This window comes from Kitasatospora sp. NPDC006697 (assembly GCF_042869935.1).
Lineage (GTDB): Bacteria > Actinomycetota > Actinomycetes > Streptomycetales > Streptomycetaceae > Kitasatospora.
In genome coordinates this window covers 124966-145963 of the sequence record NZ_JBIAGU010000018.1, presented here as the reverse complement: position 1 = coordinate 145963, position 20998 = coordinate 124966, and the positions used below count along the sequence as shown (strand labels likewise).

The window sequence follows — 20998 nt, the reverse complement described above, 5'->3', positions numbered from 1 at the left end:
AACGGACGTCACTCACAGCTCTCCACCCTCTTCACGCTCCACGGACACCTCTCCATCCGGCACAGGACGGGGCGCCGGAGCGCCCGGCGGGACGAACGGCAGCGCGCCGCCGACCCCGCCCTCGATCAGCCGCCACAGCGCGTCGGTGTCGGCATGCTCCTCGATCAGGTCCCCCAGCCGGTCCAGCCGGGCCTCCCGGGCGGCGGCGAAGGAGGTGTCCGGCGCGGGCACGAAGGCCCGCCCCGCCACCGCCGCGACCTCGCGCAGGAAGGCGCGGCGGAAGCCGTCGTTCTCCAGCGCCCCGTGCCAGGTGGTGCCCCAGACGGAGCCGACCCGGCAGCCGTCGAGGAAGGACTCCCCGCCCGCCACCCGGGCTATGCCGTGGTGGATCTCGTAGCCCTCGACCCGCTCGCCGAAGGCCTCGCCGACCGGGCGGCCGAGGGTCTTCTCGACGGCGAACTCCACCTCGACGGGCAGCAGCCCCAGGCCGTCCACCGTGCCCGCGCCGGACTCCACCGTGTCGGTGATCCGGCGCGACAGCATCTGGTAGCCGCCGCAGACGCCCAGCACCGGGCGCCCCTCGGCGGCCCGGGCCAGCAGCGGCCGCTCCAGGCCGCGCTCGCGCAGCCAGGCCAGGTCGGCGACGGTGGCCCGGGTGCCGGGCAGCACCACCAGGTCGGCGTCGGCCAGCTCCTCCGGCCGGGTCGCCCAGCGCACCAGCACGCCCGGCTCCTGGGCGAGCGCGTCCAGGTCGGTGAAGTTGGAGAGCCGGGGCAGCCGCAGCACCGCCACCCGCAGCACGTCCGCGCCCACCGGCCCGGTGGCCGCCGAGCGGTCCACGGCGGTGGCGAGGTCGAGCGAGTCCTCGGCGTCCAGCCAGAGGTCCGGCAGCATCGGCAGGGTGCCCAGCACCGGACGGCCGGTCAGCTCGTGCAGCATGTCCAGCCCCGGCGCGAGCAGCCGGGCGTCGCCGCGGAACTTGTTCACCAGCCAGCCCGCCACCAGCGCCTGGTCGGCCGCCTCCAGCAGCGCCAGGGTGCCGTACATGGCGGCGAACACCCCGCCCCGGTCGATGTCGCCGACCACCAGCACCGGCAGGCCGGCGGCCCGGGCCAGGCCCATGTTGGCGATGTCCCGGTCGCGCAGGTTGATCTCGGCGGGCGAGCCGGCGCCCTCGCACACCACCACGTCGAAGCGGCGGCGCAGATCGGCCAGGCACTCCAGCGAACGCTCCAACAGGTAGGGCTTGCGCTCCCGGTAGTCCAGCGCGCCCACCTCGGCCACTGCGCGCCCCAGCAGTACCACCTGGCTGCGCCCGTCGGCGCCCGGCTTCAGCAGCACCGGGTTCATCGCCGCCTCCGGCTCCACCCGGGCCGCCTGGGCCTGCATCACCTGGGCCCGGCCGATCTCGGCGCCGTCGGCGGTCACCATCGAGTTCAGCGACATGTTCTGCGCCTTGAACGGCGCCACCTTGACGCCCTGTCGGGCCAGCCAGCGGCAGATGCCCGCGGTCACCACGCTCTTGCCGGCGTCCGAGGTGGTGCCGGCGATCAGGATCGCGTTGCTCACCTGCGTCCCTTCCACAGCAGTCGGGCCGCCACCGTCGTCCCCAGGGCCAGCAGGCCGACCCGGCGGGAGAGGCGGCAGGCCCGCTCGATGTCCGGCACCGCCACCGGGCGCAGCTCGGCGCCCAGCACCGGGCGGTGCTCCGTCCTGGTCCCGTACTGCAGCGTGCCGCCCAGCCGGACGCCGAGGGCGCCCGCGAAGGCCGACTCCGCCTGGCCCGCGTTGGGGCTCGGGTGCGCGGCCCCGTCCCGCCGCCAGACCTGCCAGGCCCGGCCGCGGTCCTCGGCCGCCGCCACGGTCAGCAGCGCCGTCAGCCGGGCGCCCGGCCAGCCCGCCACGTCGTCCAGCCGGGCCGCCGCCCAGCCGAACCGGCGGTAGCGCGGGGACTTGTGGCCCACCATCGCGTCCAGGGTGTTGACGGCGCGGAAGGCGAGCAGGCCCGGAGTGCCGGCCAGGGCGCCCCAGGCCAGGGCGTTCACCACGGCGTCGGCGGTGTTCTCGGCCACCGACTCGACCACGGCGCGGGCGATCTGCTGCCCGTCCAGCGCGCTCGGGTCGCGGCCGCAGAGGTGCGGCAGGCGGGCGCGGGCGGCCTCGAGGTCGTCGGCGCCGAGCGCGGCGGCGATGGTGCGCGCCTCGCGGGTCAGGGAGGTGCCGCCGAGCACCGTCCAGGTGGCGAGGCCGGCGGCCACGGCCTGCCGGAGTGGCCCGGCCCGGTGCAGCAGCGCGGCCGAGCCGACGGCCACGCCGCCCACGGCGAGCGCGGTGTGCAGGGCGCCGGCGCCGCGGTGGTCGCGGTGCAGCAGGTTCTCGAGCCGGAGCGCGGCACTGCCGAAGAGGGCCACCGGGTGGCCGCGCCGGGGATCGGCGAACACCGCGTCGGCGGCGAACCCGGCCACGGCGCCGAGCGCGTAGGCCGGGGCGTGCGCGGGCGGCGGCAGGGCGCGCTGCATCGGTGCGTGTCCTCACTCAGGGTCCGCGCCCTGGATCGACGAACCGGGGGCGAGAGTTCCTGGCTCCCGGGGCGCGCTGCGGCCGACTCTCCGGCGGGCTCCCCGGTGACAGTGGCGGGACCGCGCCGGATTCGCACCGGCTTCCTCTGCTTGCCTCCGTATGGCCCATGGATACCATCACGCGGCCAAACCGCGCGTCAACAGGGAGGGCGCGCTGCCGGGCCTGCTGACGCGCCCGGCCGGCCGGCGCCCGGAGCTGTTGCGCCCGGGGCGGCCTCGATGCCGTTGACGGGCCGGAGCCTGAGCGCCCGTCGGCGGGTGAGTGGTTGATCACACGGGGGATGGGCGGGCGGGCTGACGCGGCCGTCCAGCCTGACGCGCTGTGCGACGGCCGGAGCCTGATTGCCCGTCGGCTGCCCCTCCTCCCCATCGGGTGCGTGGTTGATCACACGGGCGGATGGGCGGGCTGACGTGCGCGGCTGGTCGGCGCCCGGAGCTGCTTCGTCCGGGGCCGCCTCGCTGCCGTTGGCGGGCCGGAGCCTGAGCGCCCGTCGGCCGGCCATCCCCCTCGTCGGGTGAGTGGTTGATCACACCGGGAGCCGCCCTGGTGGGGGCGCGGGTGCTGGGCGATCGTCCAACGGGATGTCAGGCGTCGCCGAGGGGCTTCGTGCGTTCAGCGGGTGGGGTCCGGGAAGCGCGCCGCCCTACCGTCGGCGCCATGCGAAGAAGCAGGCCCCCGGCCCCCGCTCCGGTCCCGTTCTCCCCGCAGGCCGCCCGCGCGCACCGGACCGGCCTCGGCCTCACCCCGGAGCAGGTGGCGGCGGCGATGGCTGCACACGGCGTGCGGCTGCTGCCCGGGCACGTGCTGGGCTGGGAGAGCGGCGAGATCATCCCGGGGGAAGAGGAGTTCATCGCCCTCGCCCGCGCACTCTGGTGCCCGCCGGTCCAGCTGATGGGCACCCGCCCCGCCACCCTGCGGGACTTCCGGCTCGCCCGCGAACTGAGCCAGCAGCACGCGGCCACCCGGATCGGCATGGGCCTGCGCAGCTACGCGGCCGCCGAACTGACGGGCCGCTGGACCGGCGACCCGGAACAGGCCGCCGCCCTGGTGGCACTGCTCGGCATGACCCTGCGCGAGTTCGTCCGCGTCACGGGCGGCGAGGGCGAGCTGGCGGACCTGCTCCGCCGCTGCGTGGCGGGCCGCTGGCAGGCCCACCTCCCGGCGGTCGCCCGCCTGGTCCCCGTCCCACCTGCCCGCCTCACCGGGGCCCTGACGGCGCTGCAGGCGGAACACCAGGTTCCCTCCCACTGGGGATCCACCACCCAGCGCACCGCGCCGCCGCCCCCGAGCGAGCCGCACCCGGAGCGCTTCTGGGCGCTGCTGGCGGAGCAGGGGACGGGGGGTCTGGCGGTGTAGGGGAGGCCTGCCGCCGGGCGAGGGATAGAGGGGACGCGAGAGGCCGCGCAGCCCGAGCGCGCTGCCTGCCGCGAGAAGGCCCGGCCTCTCGCTGGCACCGGCGGGCGAGCAGGCGCGGGAGGTGGGGGATGGCTCGGAGGAGCCGGAGGCCGGCCCGGCTGAGCGTGCTGCCCGCCGCGCGAAGGCCCAGCCCCAGGAGCCACGCCCGGCTCGCGCGGGCGAGGAGGCAGCGGAGCGCGACGCCGATGGCGGGGGTGAGGGAGTGGCTGCCACGACCCGGGCGCGAGATCGCGGTGAGGAGGAGGCCAGTGGTGACATGACTGGGGCGTGTTTCCGTTGACGAATCTCTTCCTGATGACGCCGGGCGGTTGCCGCCGGGGCATGCCCGCCACCGGCCCCACGACGACTTCTCGGCCGCCGGCCTCCGGCCGGGCGGCACCATGGCTCCTCCTCGGCACTGGTGTCACGACCGGGGCGCTTTCCGTCGGCGAGTCTCTTCCTGATGGCATACACGCCCCCGGCCTTCGGCCGGGAGGGCCCCACGACGGTCTCTCGTCGATCGCCGATGACCCCATCCCCTCCGGCCAGGAGGGCCCCCGCCGCCGATGCCCGCCCCGGTGGGCCCCCGCCGAAGGCCGGGGGACACGACCGCCGTCCGACGCGGGGAGGAGCGGGCAAGCTAGGAACCGGACGGCCGTCCCCCGGTGGCCGCACGTGCGGCAGCGCGGTCAACTGGTGGGGTCAGTGAGATCCGAGGACCAACAGCTCCGGGGAGTGCCCATGCGTTGGGGAACCGTTGTCGCCGCGGCCACCACCGTCGTCATCGGGGCGGGGGCGGTCGCCCTGATGGTGGGGCGCCGGGTCGCCGATCTGACGATCCGTCCGGGGCATGCGGAGGTGGGGCCGGTGGCGGGGGAGCCGGTGCTGAAGGTGCATCGGATGGGGGAGCGCGAGGTGGTGCTGACCCGGACGGTGGCGAGTGCGCGGCGCGGGCGGTACGCGGTGGAGTGGCGGGGTGGGCACGCCGTGGTGGGGGAGGTGCTGGCGACGGGGCCGCAGACGGTGACCCGGCGGGTGGAGTCGGTGGCGGGCACGCCGCCGGCGGACGGGGCCGAGGTGGAGCTGACCAACCGGGTGCTGCGCGGCGATCCGGGGTCGGCCTGCGGGTTGGACTACATGGACGTGGTGGTCGACGGCGAGCTGGGCCTGCTGCCCGCCTGGTACGTGCCGGCGATCCGCGGGACCTGGGTGATCCTCGTGCACGGCGCGCTGGCCGACCGCCGCCAGGCGCTGCCCGTCCTGCCGGTGCTGAAGCGGCTGCAGCTGCCCGCCCTGGTGGTCAGCTACCGCGGCGACCAGGGCGCGCCGCCCTCGCCGGACGGGATGGGTCACTTCGGCGAGACCGAGTGGCGGGACGTGGACGCGGCGATCCGGTTCGCCAAGGAGGCGGGCGCCGGCCGGATCGTGCTCTACGGCTGGTCGGTCGGTGCCACGGCCGTGCTGCAGACCGCTGCCCGCTCCGACCTGCGCCACCACCTGGCGGGCCTGGTGCTGGACTCGCCGGTGCTGGACCCGGCCGCCTCGGTGCGCGGCGTGGCGGCCCGGGCGGGCGTGCCGGGCGAGCTGGTCGGCCGGCTGGGCGCCTGGGCGGCCGAGGGCCGCACCGGGGTGGACCTGGCGGGCTTCGCCCGGATCGCCGACGGCACCGACCTGGCGGCCCCCACGCTGCTGCTGGCGAGCCCGCAGGACGCCGTGGCGCCGTTCGGGGCGGCCGACCGGCTGGCCCACCGCCGGAGCGACCTGGTGAGCCTGCACACCGTCCCCGGGGCCGGCCACGGGGCGCTCTGGAACGCCGACCCGGCGGGCTACGAGGAGACGCTGCGCCGCTTCCTGACCCCGATCCTCTGAACGCGCGGGACCGCGCGCCCTCCCCGCGCGCAGCTGGTGACCCCTTGACCACGCACAGTACCGACGGTACTGTCGTGCTCAGGTCATTTTCAACGGGAGTCGGCCCGGTTTGGCCGCTCTTGCCCCGAGTCCTGGCCCCCGGCGAGCCGGTTCGCCGCAAGACGCGCCGAACTCGATGTGACAACCGCCCCGTACACGGGGAAGACTGCACGGCGTGACGTCTCGGAATCCGCGCGACCGTGATGCCCCGCTCCCGCCGACCACGGGCACCGGCGCGACGGTGACCCGTCTGCCCGGTACGGCCCGCCGTGCCGACGGCGCCCAGCCGGGCCGTTCCGTCAGCTCCGCCGGCCGCCGACGCACGCCCGCACCAGGACCGGGCCGCGGCCGGGTCCCGGTGCCCGAGGGCTTCCCCGGTCCGGCCGAGCTGGCTCCGCTGGCCCGCCGGATGCTGCAGGACGCCGTCCGGATCGCCCGCTGGGCGGGCGAGCTGGAGACCGTCGACAAGCGCGGCGAACTGCTCCCCGACGACGCCCGGACGGCCGGGCGGGCGCTGGCGATGACCGTCGGCGCCGCCGCCAAGGCCTGGGGCCAGGCCCTGCTGGTCGGCCTGGTGGAGCCCCGGGACGGTGGCGCCGCCCCCGGCTGGCGCCTGCACGCCTGGGAGCACGACGACGAGGCGGTGCTGCGCGGCTGGTCCGCGCTGTTCGACGCCTGGACGCTGCTCGCCCCCGTCCCGCCGGCCGCGCTGCGCGGGGTCTTCGCGGTGCTCGCCGGACAGGCCGTGGACCAGGCCCCGCAGCTGCTCTCCTTCCTGCACCTGGTGGACGGCCCGGTGGCCGACGGCGAGCTGATGGAGCTGCTGCGCCGCGGCCTGGACGAGCGCCGGCACGGCGGCAGCGACTTCGCCGCGCTCTCGCCGGTGCCGCACGCCGCCTCCGCCGTCTCCGCCGTCCGCGGCACCTGCCGGGAGCCGCAGGTGGACGCCCCGCCGGCGCCCTCCGACGTGGCCGCGGTGCTGGACTGGATGCTGGACGGCCTGACCGCCGTCGGCGCCGTGGAGCGGCACGACGCCGCCGCCGAGCTCTCCCCGCTCGGCCACTGGGCGGTGCGGGCCAAGCTGGAGGAGATCTGCACCGTCGCGCAGACCGCCGCCGGCCACATCGAGCAGAGCGCCCTGGAGCTGCTGGACGCCTGCGCCAACTACTCCCCGGGCCCGGCCCGCGCCGAGTACCGGGCCTGGGTCGCCGCCCGCCCGGTGGACCGCGCGGTGGCCGAGCTGCTGGACGCGGCCCGCGGCGAGGACGCGCTGCTGCGCGGCCTGGCCTTCGAGGCGCTGCGGGTGGCCGGCGGCACCGCCGAGCAGGCGGTGCGGGCGGCCGTGGACGAGCCCGTGCTGCGGCCCTACGCGCTGCTCTGGCTGGCCGAGCAGCTGGACGAGGGCGGGGTGGTCCCGTCCGACGTGCTGAGCGCGGAGGACGCCGCCTGGCTCTGGGTGGACACCGCCGCGGCCGTGCTGGACCACGGCGAGGTGGAGCTGCTGGTCGGCCACGTGGAGGGGGCCAGTGCCGGCGACCCGGTGCGGCTGTTCGCCCGGGCCCGGCAGTCCGGCCACGCCAGGGCCGCCTCGGTGCTCACCGCGGTCGCCACCGTGCACCCGGACCCGGCGGTGGCCCGGGCGGCCCGACGGTCGGCATTCAGCGTCCACCACGGCGGCGCGTGACCCGCACGCGGGTACGGAGAAGGTACGGAGAAAGGCCGAGGGCCCCGGAACGGTTTCGTTCCGGGGCCCTCGGCCTTTGGCGCTACGGCCTCAGCAGCTGCGCGAGCTGGCGCGGCGGGCGCGCACGTCGCCGACCTTCTGGCCCACCTTGCGGCGGATCACCAGCATCGGGGCCATCGCGGCCAGCGCGATCTGCGCGAAGGCGCCGATGTGCATCAGCACGTCGCCGCCGGGCAGGCCGGCCGCCCAGGCGCCCAGGCAGCCGATCGAGACCACGATCCAGGCCAGCGTGGCGGTGGCCAGCAGGCCCTGCGGCTTGGGGTACTCGACCTGGCTCACCATCAGGTAGGCCACGCCGAAGATCGCCAGCAGGCCGGCCAGGAACGGCGGGTCCAGCAGCACGATGGCGATCACCGTCATCGCGCCCATCGGGCAGGGCATGCCCTGGAACACCCCGGGCCGCATCTTCACCGCGGAGAACCGGGCCAGCCGCAGCACCACCGCGAGCAGCACGGTGAGCGCGATGAACGCCGAGAGCCCCTGGTTGGTGCCGGGGGAGACGATGCCCCAGACCGCCACGAAGTAGGCCGGGGCGATGCCGAAGCTGATCAGGTCGGCCAGGTTGTCCAGCTCCGCGCCGAGCGCCGAGGCGCGCAGCTTGCGGGCCACCAGGCCGTCGAAGAGGTCGCACATGGCGCCGAGCAGCAGCAGGGTCACCGCGGTGGCCGCGCCGTGCCGGACCACGCCGCCGCCGTTGCCGTTCCCGGTGATGTGCGGGATCAGCATGTTGGTGGTGACGGAGTAGATCGCCAGGAAGCCGCAGACCGCGTTCCCCAGGGTCAGGAAGTCGGCCGTGGAGAGCGCCTGCGGCGGACGGGGGGCCCGCAGCTCGCGATCGCGCGCCCAGCGGCGCCGACGCAGCTCGGTCTCCTCCTGCTCGCCGATGCCCACCAGGGTCTCGGGATCAGTCACGGTCAAGGCGTGTCACCCCCGCCGTCGTCTTCTGACCGACCGAGACGCCGACCTCGACGCCCGCCGGCAGGTAGGTGTCGACGCGGGAGCCGAAGCGGATCAGGCCGATCCGCTCGCCCTGCTCGACCTTGGTGCCGGCCGGCATGTACGGCACGATCCGGCGCGCCACGGCGCCCGCGATCTGCACCATCTCGATGTCGCCGAGCTCGGTGTCGAAGTGCCAGACGACCCGCTCGTTGCGGTCGCTGTCCTTGTTGAACGCGGGCACGAAGCCGCCGGCGATGTGCTCGACGGAGGCCACCGTGCCGGGCAGCGGCGCGCGGTTGACGTGGACGTTCAGCGGGCTCATGAAGATCGCGACCCGGGTCCGGCCGTCCGGCCAGGCGTCGATGCTCTGCACCACGCCGTCGGCCGGCGAGATCACTCTGCCGGCGCCGATCTCACGCTCCGGGTCGCGGAAGAACCACAGCATGCCCGCGCTGAGCGCGCAGGCCGGGACCGCCGCGAGGGCCCACTTGCCGTTCCGCTTGGTGAGAGCGGTGGTCAGGGCCGCGGTGGCCAGGGTCGGGACGAACCAGGGCGTCGCCCCGCGCGCGATGGTCACGCGCGGACGGCGGCCTGCCGCTTCGGGAGCGAAGGGATCGCGCTCCGTGACGGAGGAGTGAGGGGACGGGCTGATGGGCATCTAAGACCTTTGTCGCGGGGGATCATGGCCGACCGAGGGGCCACCGCGGGATCGGGTGATAAGGGGACAGCTGCTGTCCCGGTGGATGCTATCGGGAGCAGGTGGTGGGTGGGCAACCCGCCTGCTCGGTCAACTGTCTCCTGCCGTGCCTGGACGCACGCGCTATGTATACGACCGTAGCCGCAGCCGGAGCGGTTCCCAAGGGTTCGGCCAAGATCAGTGAGTCTTCTCTCAGCACCGCGGGTGAGGCCCGGCACCCCCGTCACCGGGCCCCTCCGGGGGTTACTGGGCGATCTTGTACTCCTCCAGGAGCCGGCGTCCCACGATCATCTTCTGGATCTCCGCCGTGCCTTCACCGATCAGCAGCATCGGGGCCTCCCGGTAGAGCCGCTCGATCTCGTACTCCTTGGAGAAGCCGTAGCCGCCGTGGATCCGGAAGGCGTCCTCCACGACCTCCTTGCAGTACTCGGAGGCGAGGTACTTGGCCATGCCGGCCTCGAGGTCGTTGCGCTGGCCGCTGTCCTTCTTGCGGGCGGCCATCACCATCATCTGGTGGGCGGCCTCGACCTTGGTGGCCATCTCGGCCAGCTTGAACTGGATCGCCTGGTGCTCGGCGATCTTCTTGCCGAAGGTGGTGCGCTGCTGGGCGTAGGAGATGCCCAGCTCGAAGGCGCGGCGGGCCACTCCGCAGCCGCGGGCGGCCACGTTGACCCGGCCCACCTCGACGCCGTCCATCATCTGGTAGAAGCCCTTGCCGGGGACGCCGCCGAGGATCCGGTCGGCCGGGATGCGGACGTCCTGGAGCACCAGCTCCGTGGTGTCCACGCCCTTGTAGCCCATCTTCTCGATCTTGCCGGGCACGGTGAGGCCCGGGACGGTCGGGTTGGGGCCGAACCCGGCGGTCTTCTCGACCAGGAAGGTGGTCATGTTCTTGTACGGGGTCGAGCCGCCCTCGTCGGTCTTGCAGAGCACCGCGACCAGGGTGGAGGAGCCGCCGTTGGTCAGCCACATCTTCTGGCCGTTCAGGACGTAGTGCTCGCCGTCCTTGACGCCCTTGGTGGAGATCGCCGCCACGTCGGAGCCCAGGGCCGGCTCGGACATCGAGAAGGCGCCGCGGATCTCGCCGGCCGCCATCTTGGGCAGGAAGTAGTCCTTCTGCTCCTGGGTGCCGTGGGCGTTGATCATGTGCGCGACGATGAAGTGGGTGTTGACGATCCCGGAGACCGACATCCAGCCGCGGGCGATCTCCTCCACCACCAGGGCGTAGGTGAGCAGCGACTCGCCGAGGCCGCCGTACTCCTCGGGGATGGTCAGGCCGAAGAGGCCGAGCTCCTTCATGCCCTCGACGATGGCGGTCGGGTACTCGTCCCTGTGCTCCAGCTCGGTGGCGACCGGGAGGATCTCCTTGTCCACGAACTCCCGCACGGTGGCGAGGATGTCCCGCTGGATCTCGGTGAGGCCGTCGGTCTGTGCGAGGCGTCCCATCGTGCGGCTCCAAAAAAGTCTGCGTGAGGGTGGGGAGGGGAGGGAGCGGGGCCCGTGGAGCGTGGTCTTCCACGGGCCCCGCGACCGGAGGTGTGGGCGATGACGGCGCCCGCCCCCCGGGGGTCGGGTCAGCTCGCGGGCGTGGGCCGGGCCGGCTGCTCGCCGCCGCGCTGCTCGATGTAGGTCGCGGTCGGCACCATCACCTTGCGGCGGAAGAGGCAGACCACGGTGCCGTCCTGCTTGTAGCCCTTGGTCTCGACGTACACGATGCCGCGGTCGTCCTTGGACTTGGAGGGCCACTTGTCGAGCACGGTGGTCTCGCCGTAGATGGTGTCGCCGTGGAAGGTCGGCGCCACGTGGCGCAGCGACTCGATCTCCAGGTTGGCGATCGCCTTGCCGGAGACGTCCGGGACGGACATGCCCAGCAGCAGCGAGTAGACGTAGTTGCCGACCACCACGTTCTTCTTGAAGTCGGTGGTGTTCTCGGCGTAGTTGCTGTCCATGTGCAGCGGGTGGTGGTTCATGGTCAGCAGGCAGAAGAGGTGGTCGTCGTACTCGGTGACGGTCTTGCCGGGCCAGTGCTTGTAGACCGCGCCGACCTCGAACTCCTCGTAGGTGCGTCCGAACTGCATGGCTCAGGCCTCCGGGGCTTCGAACTTGGAGGTGCGCTGCAGGCCGGCGGCGCGGCCCTTGCCGGCGATCACCAGGGCCATCTTGCGGGAGGCCTCGTCGATCATCTCGTCGCCGAGCATCGCCGAGCCCTTGAAGCCGCCGGCCTCAGAGGTGGCCCAGGCGTAGGCGTCCAGGATCAGCTCGGAGTGGTCGTAGTCCTCCTGGGAGGGGGAGAAGACCTCGTTGGCGATGCCGACCTGGTCCGGGTGGAGCACCCACTTGCCGTCGAAGCCCAGCGCGGCGGCCCGGCCGGCCACCTCGCGGAAGCCGTCGGGGTTGCGGATCTGCAGGTAGGGGCCGTCGATCGCCTGCAGGTCGTTGGCCCGGGCGGCCATCAGGATGCGCATCAGGATGTAGTGGTAGGCGTCGGCCGGGTAGCCGGGCGGCTGCTCGCCGACCACCAGGGACTTCATGTTGATCGAGGCCATGAAGTCGGCCGGGCCGAAGATGATGGTCTCCAGCCGGGGCGAGGCGGCGGCGATCGCGTCGACGTTGACCAGGCCCTTGGCGTTCTCGATCTGCGCCTCGATGCCGATCCGGCCGACCTCGAAGCCCATGGTCTTCTCGATCTGGGTGAGCAGCAGGTCCAGCGCCTTCACCTGCTCGGCGTCCTGCACCTTGGGCAGCATGATGCAGTCCAGGTTCGGCCCGGCGCCCTCGACCACGGTGATGACGTCGCGGTAGGTCCAGTGCGTGGTCCAGTCGTTCACCCGGACCACCCGGGTCTTGCCGCCCCAGTCGCCGTTGTTCAGCGCGTCCACGACGGTGTGCCGGGCGCTCTCCTTGACCAGCGGGGCGCAGGCGTCCTCCAGGTCGAGGAAGACCTGGTCGGCCGGCAGGCCCTGGGCCTTCTCCAGGAAGCGCGGGTTGCTTCCCGGGACGGCCAGACAGGAGCGGCGGGGGCGGAGGCGGTTCACTGAGGTCATGACGCGAGGGTCTCTTCCTTGATCGGTTCGCCGACGATCGGGGCCAGCCGGTTGGCCAGCCGGATCTCGTCGACGATCCTGCCGATGATGGTCGTGATGCCGAAGTCCTTCGGGGTGAAGACCGCGGCGACACCGGCGGCCCTCAGGGCCTCGGCGTCCGCTGCGGGGATGATGCCACCGACGATCACCGGCACATCCTCCACCCCGGCGCGCTCCAGCCGCCGCAGCACGTCGGGCACCAGCTCGGGATGGGCGCCGGAGAGGATCGACAGGCCCACGCAGTGCACGTCCTCGGCGACGGCCGCCGAGACGATCTGCTCCGGGGTCAGCCGGATGCCCTGGTACACCACCTCGAAGCCGGCGTCCCGGGCCCGCACGGCGATCTGCTCGGCGCCGTTGGAGTGCCCGTCCAGGCCCGGCTTGCCGACCAGCAGGCGCAGCTTGCCCGCACCCAGCTCGGCGGCGGTGGCCTCGACCGCCCGCCGCACCCGGTCCAGCTCGCCGCCCGGCTCGGCGGCCACCGCGACCGGCGCCCCGCCGACGCCGGTGGGCGCCCGGTACTCGCCGAAGACCTCGCGCAGCGCGAAGGCCCACTCGCCGGTGGTCACGCCGGCCCGGGCGCAGGCCAGGGTGGCGGCCATCAGGTTCTCCGTGGTGCCGGCCACCCGCTTGAGCTCGGCCAGCGCGGCCGCCGCCCCCGCCTGGTCGCGGTCGGCCTTCCAGCGCCGCAGGCCGCCGAGCACCGACTGCTCGCTGGCCGGGTCCACCACCATGATCGCGGTGTCCAGGTCGGCGGTGAGCGGGCTCTCCTCGGTGGTGTCGAAGCAGTTCACCCCGACGATCTTGTCCTCGCCGGCCTCGATCCGGGCCCGCCGCTCGGCGTGCGAGGCGACCAGCGCGGACTTGAGGTAGCCGGACTCGACCGCCGCGACCACCCCGCCCTGGCCCAGCACCTTGGCGATCTCCGCCTCGGCGCCGGCCAGCAGTTCGGCGGTCTTGGCCTCCACCACCGCGGAGCCGTCGAACAGGTCGCCGTACTCCAGCAGGTCGGACTCGTAGGCCAGCACCTGCTGGATCCGCAGCGACCACTGCTGGTCCCAGGGCCGGGGCAGGCCCAGCGCCTCGTTCCAGGCCGGCAACTGCACGGCGCGGGCCCGGGCGTCCTTGGAGAGGGTGACGGCCAGCATCTCCAGCACGATCCGCTGGACGTTGTTCTCCGGCTGGGCCTCGGTCAGGCCCAGCGAGTTGACCTGCACCCCGTAGCGGAACCGGCGCTGCTTGGGGTCCTCGATGCCGTAGCGCTCCCGGGTGACCTTCTCCCAGAGCCGCCCGAAGGCCCGCATCTTGCACATCTCCTCGACGAAGCGGACGCCCGCGTTGACGAAGAAGGAGATCCGGCCGACCACCTCGCCCATCCGCTCGGCCGGCACCTGGCCGGAGTCCCGGACGGCGTCCAGCACGGCGATCGCGGTGCACATCGCGAAGGCGATCTCCTGCACCGGCGTGGCCCCGGCCTCCTGCAGGTGGTAGCTGCAGATGTTGATCGGGTTCCACTTGGGGATGTGCGCCACGGTGTAGGCGATCATGTCGGTGATGAGCCGCACCGAGGGGCCGGGCGGGAAGACGTGCGTCCCGCGCGACAGGTACTCCTTGATGATGTCGTTCTGGGTGGTGCCGGTGAGCTTGGCGATGTCCGCGCCCTGCTCCTCGGCGACCGACTGGTAGAGCGCCAGCAGCCACATCGCGGTGGCGTTGATGGTCATCGAGGTGTTGGTGCGCTCGAGCGGGATGCCGTCGAACAGGGTGCGCATGTCGCCGATGTGGCCGACCGGCACCCCCACCCGGCCGACCTCGCCGCGGGCCAGCACGTGGTCCGAGTCGTAGCCGGTCTGGGTGGGCAGGTCGAAGGCGACCGAGAGGCCGGTCTGGCCCTTCGCCAGATTGCGCCGGTAGAGCGCGTTGGAGTCCGCAGCGGTGGAGTGGCCCGCGTAGGTCCGCATCAGCCACGGACGGTCCTTCTGGCGCTCCGTCATCAGATGTCCCGGCCGGGCTTGACGTTCCGCTCGTCGAGCTCGCGGAAGAGGTTGATCGCGGGCAGGTGCTTCTCGCGGAACTCGGCGTCGCGCACGCCCAGGCCCTCCTGCGGGGCCAGGCAGAGCACGCCGACCTTGCCCTGGTGCTTGTTGTGGTGCACGTCCAGGGCGGCCTGGCCGGTCTGCTCCAGCGAGTAGACCTTGGAGAGCGTCGGGTGGATCCTGCCCTTGGCGATCAGGCGGTTGGCCTCGTAGGCCTCGCGGTAGTTGGCGAAGTGCGAGCCGACGATTCGCTTGAGCGACATCCACAGGTACCGGTTGTCGTACTGGTGCATGAAGCCGGAGGTGGAGGCGCAGGTGACGATGGTGCCGCCCTTGCGGGTCACGTAGACCGAGGCGCCGAAGGTCTCCCGGCCCGGGTGCTCGAAGACGATGTCCACGTCCTCGCCGCCGGTCAGCTCGCGGATCTTCGCGCCCAGGCGCTTCCACTCGCGCGGGTCCTGGTTCTGCTCGTCCTTCCAGAACCGGTAGCCCTCGGCCGAGCGGTCGATGACCGCCTCGGCGCCCATCGCCCGGCAGATGTCCGCCTTCTGCGGGCTGGAGACCACGCAGATCGGGGTGGCGCCGCCGGCCAGCGCGTACTGGGTGGCGTACGAGCCCAGGCCGCCGCTGGCGCCCCAGATCAGCACGTTGTCGCCCTGCTTCATGCCGGCGCCGTTGCGCGAGACCAGCTGGCGGTAGGCGGTGGAGTTGACCAGGCCCGGGGAGGCGGCCTCCTCCCAGGTGAGGTGCTTCGGCTTGGGCAGCAGCTGGTTGGTCTTCACCAGGGCCAGCTGGGCCAGGCCGCCGAAGTTGGTCTCGAAGCCCCAGATCCGCTGCTCCGGGTCCATCATCGTGTCGTTGTGGCCGTCCGGGCTCTCCAGCTCGACCGAGAGGCAGTGCGCGACCACCTCGTCGCCGGGCTTCCAGGCGTTCACCCCGGCGCCGGTGCGCAGCACCACGCCGGCCAGGTCGGAGCCGAGCACGTGGTAGGGCAGGTCGTGCCGCTTGGTCAGCGGGGAGAGCCGGCCGTAGCGCTCCAGGAAGCCGAAGGTGGAGACCGGCTCGAAGATCGAGGACCAGACGGTGTTGTAGTTCACGGCGCTGGCCATCACGGCCACCAGGGCCTCGCCGGGGCCGAGTTCGGGCAGCGGGACGTCGTCCAGGTGGAGCGACTTCCGCGGGTCCTTGTCGCGGCTCTCCAGGCCCGCGAACATCTGCTCCTCGTCCTTGTGGAGCGTGACCGCCCGGTAGGACTCGGGGAGCTTGATCGCGGCGAAGTCCGCGGACGTGCTGTCGGCGCTGAGGATCGCGTCGAGGATTTCCTTCATGGCTGCCTCCGAAGGCGTACCTGTGTGAGGGCGCACAGGGCGTCTGGGGGAGCCGGGAGCGGACACCGGCTTCGCAGTGGGTCGGGTGGGGTGAGGTGCTCGCCCCCGAGGGTGTGGGGGCGCCGGACGACGGCGCGCCGAGGTGGGGAGCCGCGGCGCCGCGACTGGTGGGTAACAAGCTACTGGCACCCTGTGCCACTCGTAAAGACACTGGGTGCCATGAATTTTGCCCGGCTCTCCAGCGTCGCCCAAGGGGGCGCAGGGCAGGCCGAAGGCCCGCCGGGAGAGTCCCGACGGGCCTTCTGACCTGCTGTTTTTCTGTTCTAGTGGCCGAGTGCGGCCCGGATGCTGTCCAGTACCACGTCCAGCGGGGCATCCGTGCGGGCCACTGTGATGAGCACCTCACCGCCCGGGGTGGCACTCAGTGCGCTGGTGGCCTCCAGGGCCCCGGGGGTCCCGGTGGCACTGGGTGTCACTACCGTGCTGCGCCGTCGCACCCCGCTCGGCGGGGTGGCCCAGAAGGTGCCGCGGATCACCGCGAAGGAGTGGTCCAGCTGCGCCTCCACGTCCCCGTGGCCGCCGGCCCGCAGCCAGCGCCGCAGCACGTGGTTGTGGGCCGCGACCACCGCCGCCGCCGAGACCTCGGCCAGCATCGAGTCGTCGTCCCCGCCGTGCTGCCAGCCGGGCGGGATGGTGTCCGAGGCGTCGAACCGGCCCAGCAGGTAGCGGGTGAAGAGCCGCTCGTAGCGGGCCACCACCGCGATCTCCCGCTCGCGCAGCGCCGGGACCTGACGGATCAGCTGGTACCGGGCGACCGAGACGGCCGGGGTGGAGGCGTACATCCGCAGCACCTCCTTGATGCCGCGGCAGACCACGTCCAGCGGGTGCTCCTCCGGCTCGGCGCTGGCCAGCAGGTCGGCCACCCGGACCAGGGTGTCGTCGTGGTCCGGGAAGATCGCCTCCTCCTTGGACCGGAAGTACCGGAAGAAGGTCCGCCGGGCCACCCCGGCGGCCGCGGCGATCTGATCGACCGTCGTCTCCTCGTACCCCTGGGTGGCGAACAGCTGCATCGCGGCTGCGGCCAGGTCCTGGCGCATCTGCTGGCGCTGCGCCGCCGCCCGGCGGCTGCCCGGGCCCGGCTCGGCGGCGCGGCTCTCGGGCCCGGCGTGCCCGGTCTGTTCAGCGGATGTCTGTTCCCGGTCCATGCCCGGAACGCTACACGCCCCCCGGGCCTGCTCAGGCGCCGTCGGCGGCATCCTGCGGGCCACCGGCCGGACGGCCGGCCCGGCCGCCGGACGCGGAGCCCGGCCCGGGCCCCAGACCGGCCGGGGCGGGGTCAGTGGCGGCAGCGGGGCCCGGCGGGGCGTCCCCGCCGGGCCGGCGCCGGTCACCGGCGGGCGTGGTCGCGGAACCCGCGACCGGTCTTGCGGCCCAGGCAGCCGGCCGCCACCAGGTGCTCCAGCAGCGGTGCGGCGGCCAGGCCCGGCTCGCGGAACTCCTGGTGGAGGACCTGCTCGATGGTCAGCGAGACGTCCAGGCCGACCACGTCCAGCAGCTCGAAGGGACCCATCGGGTAGCCGCAGCCGAGCTTCATCGCGGTGTCGATGTCGTCCACCGTGGCGTAGTGCTCGGCGAGCATCCGGACCGCGTCGTTCAGGTAGGGGAAGAGCAGGGCGTTGACGATGAAACCGGCCCGGTCGCCGCACTCCACCGGGTGCTTGCGGACCTCCGCGCAGAGCTCCAGCACGGTGGCGGTGACCTCCGGCGCGGTCAGCACGGTCGAGACGACCTCGACCAGCTTCATAGCCGGAGCCGGGTTGAAGAAGTGCATCCCGATCACGTCCTGCGGCCGGGAGGTGGCGGTGGCGCAGCTGATCACCGGGAGGCTGGAGGTGGTGGTGGCGAGCACCGCGCCCGGCTTGACGATCTTGTCCAGGGCGGCGAACAGCTCCCGCTTGACCGCCAGGTCCTCGGCCACCGCCTCCAGCACCAGGTCCACCTGGGCCAGGTCGGCCTGCGAACCGGTCGGGGTGACCAGGCCGAGGGTGCGGTCCCGCTGCTCGGCGGTCAGCCGGCCCTTGGCGACCGAGCGGTCCAGCGAGCGGGCCAGCTGGGCCTTGGCCTTCTCGGCCTTCTCCTGGCTGCGGGCGACCAGCACCACCGGGTGGCCGGCCTTGGCGAAGACCTCGGCGATGCCGGTGGCCATGGTGCCGGAGCCGCAGACGCCGACGCTGCCGACGGTCCGGCCGGCCGGGCGGCCGGCGGCGGCCGAGGCGGCCTCCGGGACCGTCTTGGAGGAGCCGGGGGCCTCGTAGCGGTAGAAGCCGCGGCCGGACTTGCGGCCCAGCAGGCCCGCCGAGACCAGCTGGCCGAGGATCGGCGCGGGCGCGTGCAGCCGGTCCCTGGACTGCTCGTACATCGCCTCCAGCACGGTGCGGGCGGTGTCCAGGCCGATCAGGTCGAGCAGCGCCAGCGGGCCCATCGGCAGGCCGCAGCCCAGCCGCATCGCCGCGTCGATGTCCTCCCGGGTGGCGTAGCGCGACTCGAACATCGCCGCCGCCTGGTTGAGGTAGGCGAAGAGCAGGCCGTTCACCACGAAGCCGGCCCGGTCGCCGGCTGCCACCGGCTCCTTGCCCAGGGCGCGGGCGAACTCGGCGGCCTGCTCGGCCACCTGGGGGTCGGTCAGCACGCTGCGGACCACCTCGACCAGCTTCATCGCGTGCACCGGGTTGAAGAAGTGCAGGCCGAGCACCCGCTCCGGGCGGGCGGTGGCGGCGGCGATCCGGGTCACCGAGAGCGAGGTGGTGCCGGTGGCCAGCACGGTGTGCGGCGGGCAGATCCGGTCCAGCTCGGCGAAGAGCTCGCGCTTGAGCTCCAGTTGCTCGGGCACCTCCTCGACGACCAGGTCGGCCGCGGCGACGGCGGAGAGCTCGGCGCCCACGGTGATCCGGGCGAGCAGGGCGGTGCGCTCCCCGGCGGTCAGCCGCTCGCGGGCGACGGCGTGCGCGGTCGCCTCCTCGATCCGGGCCAGCGCCCGGGCGGCGGCCGCGCCGTCCGCCTCGACGCCGATCACCCGGCGGCCGCTGCGGGCCGCGGCGACGGCCACGCCGGCGCCCATGGTGCCGAGGCCGACCACGGCGACGGTGGGGAAGGGGGTGGGGAGGTCCTGCGGTTCGGAAGCCTGGGATTCGGGGGCCTGCATCGTTGCTGGTCCTTTCGGGGTGGCCGCGGCACCCCGCGGGCGGCTGGGCGCGCGGGGGACGATCGGGACGCGGCGGGGGAGAGCGACGGGCCGGGGCGGCGGCGCGGGACACGCGCGGCGGCCGGGGCGGCCTTGACGGCCAGGACGGCCGTGACTGCTGGGACGGCCGTGACTGCCGAGACGGGTGTACGGGGCGGGGTGACTCGGGGTGCGGTCGAACCGCGCGCTGCGGTGGCCAGTCCGCTCTGGCCGGGCCGCAGTGGTCGCGCGTGGGGGACGAACCCTGGTGACGTCCGGTCCGGTACGTGGATCACCCGTGGACCGTGAAAGGCACAGCGCCGGAGCGGCTCCCGAAGCCCGGCGGTGGTGCGTGCGGCCACTGTAACCGGGTTACCAGCGAGTAGGAAAGGGGGTGGATGGCAGCTTTCGGTGATCCCGCGTCAGTTTCGGGTTCGCCGATCCACTCCTGCGGGGAATGGTGGGACGGGTGGGGGTGGCGGGAGCATGGATCGTATGAGCACCACCATCGCCGACCAGGACTCCTTCGACTCCCTCGACCCGCTCGACCCCTCGGCCGAGGAGCTGCTGCCCGCGGGCGAGCCGATCGCCGAGCGGCTGCCGAGCTCCGACGCCCGCGCGGCCAGGGCCGCCCGCGCCCGGGTGGCCGCCGCCCGGCTGGGCGCGGAGGGCGTCGAGGGCGTGGTGCTCAGCTGGGTGGACAACGCCGGGCTGACCCGGGTCAAGACGGTGCCGGTGCGCCGCCTTGAGCACGCCGCCGCCTGGGGCGTCGGCGCCGCGCCCTGCTTCGACGTCTTCCTGGTCGACGACTCGATCACCACCAGCCGGCACATCGGCGGCCCGGTCGGCGACCTGCGGCTGGTCCCCGACCTGGACCGGCTCACCCGGCTGGCCGCCCAGCCCGGCTGGGCCTGGGCCCCCGCCGACCGGTTCGAGCAGGGCGGCGCCGAGCACCCCGGCTGCCAGCGCGCCTTCCTGCGCCGCACCGTGGCGGCCGCCGCCCGGCGCGGGCTGGAGCTGCGGGCCGGGATCGAGGTGGAGTGGGTGGTCGCGCTGGCCGGCCCGCCGAGCGATCCGCCGGTCTATCCCACGCACGGCCCGGCCTACGGCTTCCACCGCCTGACCGACCTCTCCGACTACCTGCGCGACCTGCTGCACGCGCTGGACCGCCAGGGTCTGACGGTGCTCCAGCTGCACCCCGAGTACGCCGACGGGCAGTTCGAGGTGTCGATCGCCCCCGCGGATCCGCTGGCCGCCGCCGACTCCACCGTGCTGGTCCGCCAGACCATCCGGGCCGTCGGCGTCCGGCACGGCCTGCGCACCTCCTTCGCGCCAGCCGTCCAGCCCGGCGCCGTCGGCAACGGCGGCCACCTGCACCTCTCGCTCTGGCGGGACGGGCGCAACCTCGGCCAGGGCGGCCCCGGTCCGCACGGCCTCAGCACCGAGGCCGAGTCCTTCCTGGCCGGCGTGCTCGCCGAACTGCCCGCGCTGCTGGCGCTCGGCGCCCCGAGCCCCGCCAGCTACCTGCGGCTGGTGCCGCAGCACTGGGCCGGCGCCTACCAGTGCTGGGGGCGGGAGAACCGGGAGGCCGCGCTCCGGCTGATCCCCGGCCCGCCCGGCGAGGGCCCCGGCAGCGCCAATGCCGAGCTGAAGTGCTTCGACGCCGCCGCCAACCCCTACCTGCTGCTCGGCGGGGTGATCGCGGCCGGCCTCACCGGGCTGGACGCCCACCGGGCGCTGCCCGCCGAGGTGCGGGACGAGCCCTCCGAGCACCCCGAGGGCGAGATCCCGCGGCTGCCCGACAGCCTGGCCGGCGCGCTCGCCGAGTACCGCACCTCCGCCCCGCTCCGCGAGGCACTGGGCGACCCGCTCTACGAGGCCGTCGCCGCCGTCCGCCAGGCCGAGCTGGAGCTGTTCGCCCAGCACACCCCGGAGGAGCTGGCCGCGGCCACCCGGTGGCGCTACTGACGGGGCGTCGGCTCATCCGGATCATGTCACTCCGGATAGACCGGGCGTTCGAGTCCGCATAGATTGGATCTTCACGACCCAATCACCCGGGGGCTTCTGA

The 20998-nt window shown here is 73.8% G+C and carries 15 protein-coding genes and 1 riboswitch; of the genes, 4 read left to right on the top strand and 11 right to left on the bottom strand.

What is annotated here, in order from left to right:
• Positions 1-12: 12 nt before the first annotated feature.
• Both ACFYNO_RS24530 and ACFYNO_RS24525 read right to left on the bottom strand, forming a co-directional pair.
• Entirely contained in the window at positions 13-1569 is a 1557-nt protein-coding gene (locus ACFYNO_RS24530; RefSeq protein ID WP_388016271.1) for a cobyric acid synthase, read from the bottom strand.
• Positions 1566-2519 (bottom strand): cobalamin biosynthesis protein, encoded by a 954-nt coding sequence (locus ACFYNO_RS24525; protein WP_388016268.1) that lies wholly within the window; start codon positions 2517-2519, stop codon positions 1566-1568. Before ACFYNO_RS24525 ends, ACFYNO_RS24530 begins: the two co-directional genes overlap by 4 nt.
• 30 nt (positions 2520-2549) lie before the next feature.
• A riboswitch (cobalamin riboswitch) is annotated at positions 2550-2713 on the bottom strand.
• A 524-nt stretch (positions 2714-3237) separates the two neighbouring features.
• Here ACFYNO_RS24525 and ACFYNO_RS24520 point away from each other — a divergent pair.
• The 3 genes from ACFYNO_RS24520 (at position 3238) to ACFYNO_RS24510 (ending at position 7567) form a co-directional block, all read left to right on the top strand.
• Positions 3238-3936 (top strand): transcriptional regulator, encoded by a 699-nt coding sequence (locus ACFYNO_RS24520; protein WP_388016265.1) that lies wholly within the window; start codon positions 3238-3240, stop codon positions 3934-3936.
• 780 nt (positions 3937-4716) lie between these two features.
• Positions 4717-5844 carry an alpha/beta hydrolase gene (locus ACFYNO_RS24515; protein ID WP_388016262.1) on the top strand — a complete coding sequence of 376 codons (1128 nt, stop codon included), beginning with the start codon at positions 4717-4719 and terminating at the stop codon, positions 5842-5844.
• A gap of 214 nt (positions 5845-6058) precedes the next feature.
• Positions 6059-7567 (top strand): hypothetical protein, encoded by a 1509-nt coding sequence (locus ACFYNO_RS24510; protein ID WP_388016259.1) that lies wholly within the window; start codon positions 6059-6061, stop codon positions 7565-7567.
• A gap of 90 nt (positions 7568-7657) precedes the next feature.
• Here the strand turns inward: ACFYNO_RS24510 and ACFYNO_RS24505 are convergent, their stop codons facing one another.
• From ACFYNO_RS24505 to ACFYNO_RS24465, 9 genes are all read right to left on the bottom strand, one after another.
• Positions 7658-8545, bottom strand: coding sequence for a CDP-alcohol phosphatidyltransferase family protein (locus ACFYNO_RS24505; RefSeq protein ID WP_388016256.1), 888 nt, complete (start codon positions 8543-8545; stop codon positions 7658-7660).
• Positions 8532-9224 carry a phosphatidylserine decarboxylase gene (locus ACFYNO_RS24500; RefSeq protein WP_388016253.1) on the bottom strand — a complete coding sequence of 231 codons (693 nt, stop codon included), beginning with the start codon at positions 9222-9224 and terminating at the stop codon, positions 8532-8534. The genes ACFYNO_RS24505 and ACFYNO_RS24500 overlap by 14 nt, the downstream gene beginning before the upstream one ends.
• A 282-nt stretch (positions 9225-9506) precedes the next feature.
• Positions 9507-10709 (bottom strand): acyl-CoA dehydrogenase family protein, encoded by a 1203-nt coding sequence (locus tag ACFYNO_RS24495; protein WP_388016250.1) that lies wholly within the window; start codon positions 10707-10709, stop codon positions 9507-9509.
• Between the two features lie 128 nt (positions 10710-10837).
• On the bottom strand, positions 10838-11341 hold the full coding sequence (locus ACFYNO_RS24490; protein ID WP_388016247.1) for a MaoC family dehydratase: 504 nt from the start codon (positions 11339-11341) through the stop codon (positions 10838-10840).
• Positions 11342-11344: 3 nt separating this feature from the next.
• Positions 11345-12307 (bottom strand): HpcH/HpaI aldolase/citrate lyase family protein, encoded by a 963-nt coding sequence (locus ACFYNO_RS24485; protein WP_388016244.1) that lies wholly within the window; start codon positions 12305-12307, stop codon positions 11345-11347.
• A complete protein-coding gene (locus ACFYNO_RS24480; RefSeq protein ID WP_388016241.1) occupies positions 12304-14340 on the bottom strand; it encodes a protein meaA in 2037 nt (678 codons plus the stop codon). Before ACFYNO_RS24480 ends, ACFYNO_RS24485 begins: the two co-directional genes overlap by 4 nt.
• Positions 14340-15710 (bottom strand): crotonyl-CoA carboxylase/reductase, encoded by a 1371-nt coding sequence (ccrA, locus tag ACFYNO_RS24475; RefSeq protein WP_388016238.1) that lies wholly within the window; start codon positions 15708-15710, stop codon positions 14340-14342. The genes ACFYNO_RS24480 and ccrA overlap by 1 nt, the downstream gene beginning before the upstream one ends.
• Positions 15711-16033: 323 nt before the next feature.
• On the bottom strand, positions 16034-16915 hold the full coding sequence (locus tag ACFYNO_RS24470; protein WP_388016235.1) for a TetR family transcriptional regulator: 882 nt from the start codon (positions 16913-16915) through the stop codon (positions 16034-16036).
• A 182-nt stretch (positions 16916-17097) separates the two neighbouring features.
• The gene (locus ACFYNO_RS24465) at positions 17098-18912 is read right to left on the bottom strand and encodes a 3-hydroxyacyl-CoA dehydrogenase family protein (protein WP_388016232.1); all 1815 of its coding nucleotides are present in this window, start codon (positions 18910-18912) and stop codon (positions 17098-17100) included.
• Between the two features lie 513 nt (positions 18913-19425).
• Here ACFYNO_RS24465 and ACFYNO_RS24460 point away from each other — a divergent pair.
• Complete coding sequence (locus tag ACFYNO_RS24460) at positions 19426-20898, top strand: glutamine synthetase (protein WP_388016229.1); 1473 nt, start codon at positions 19426-19428, stop codon at positions 20896-20898.
• Positions 20899-20998: the final 100 nt, after the last annotated feature.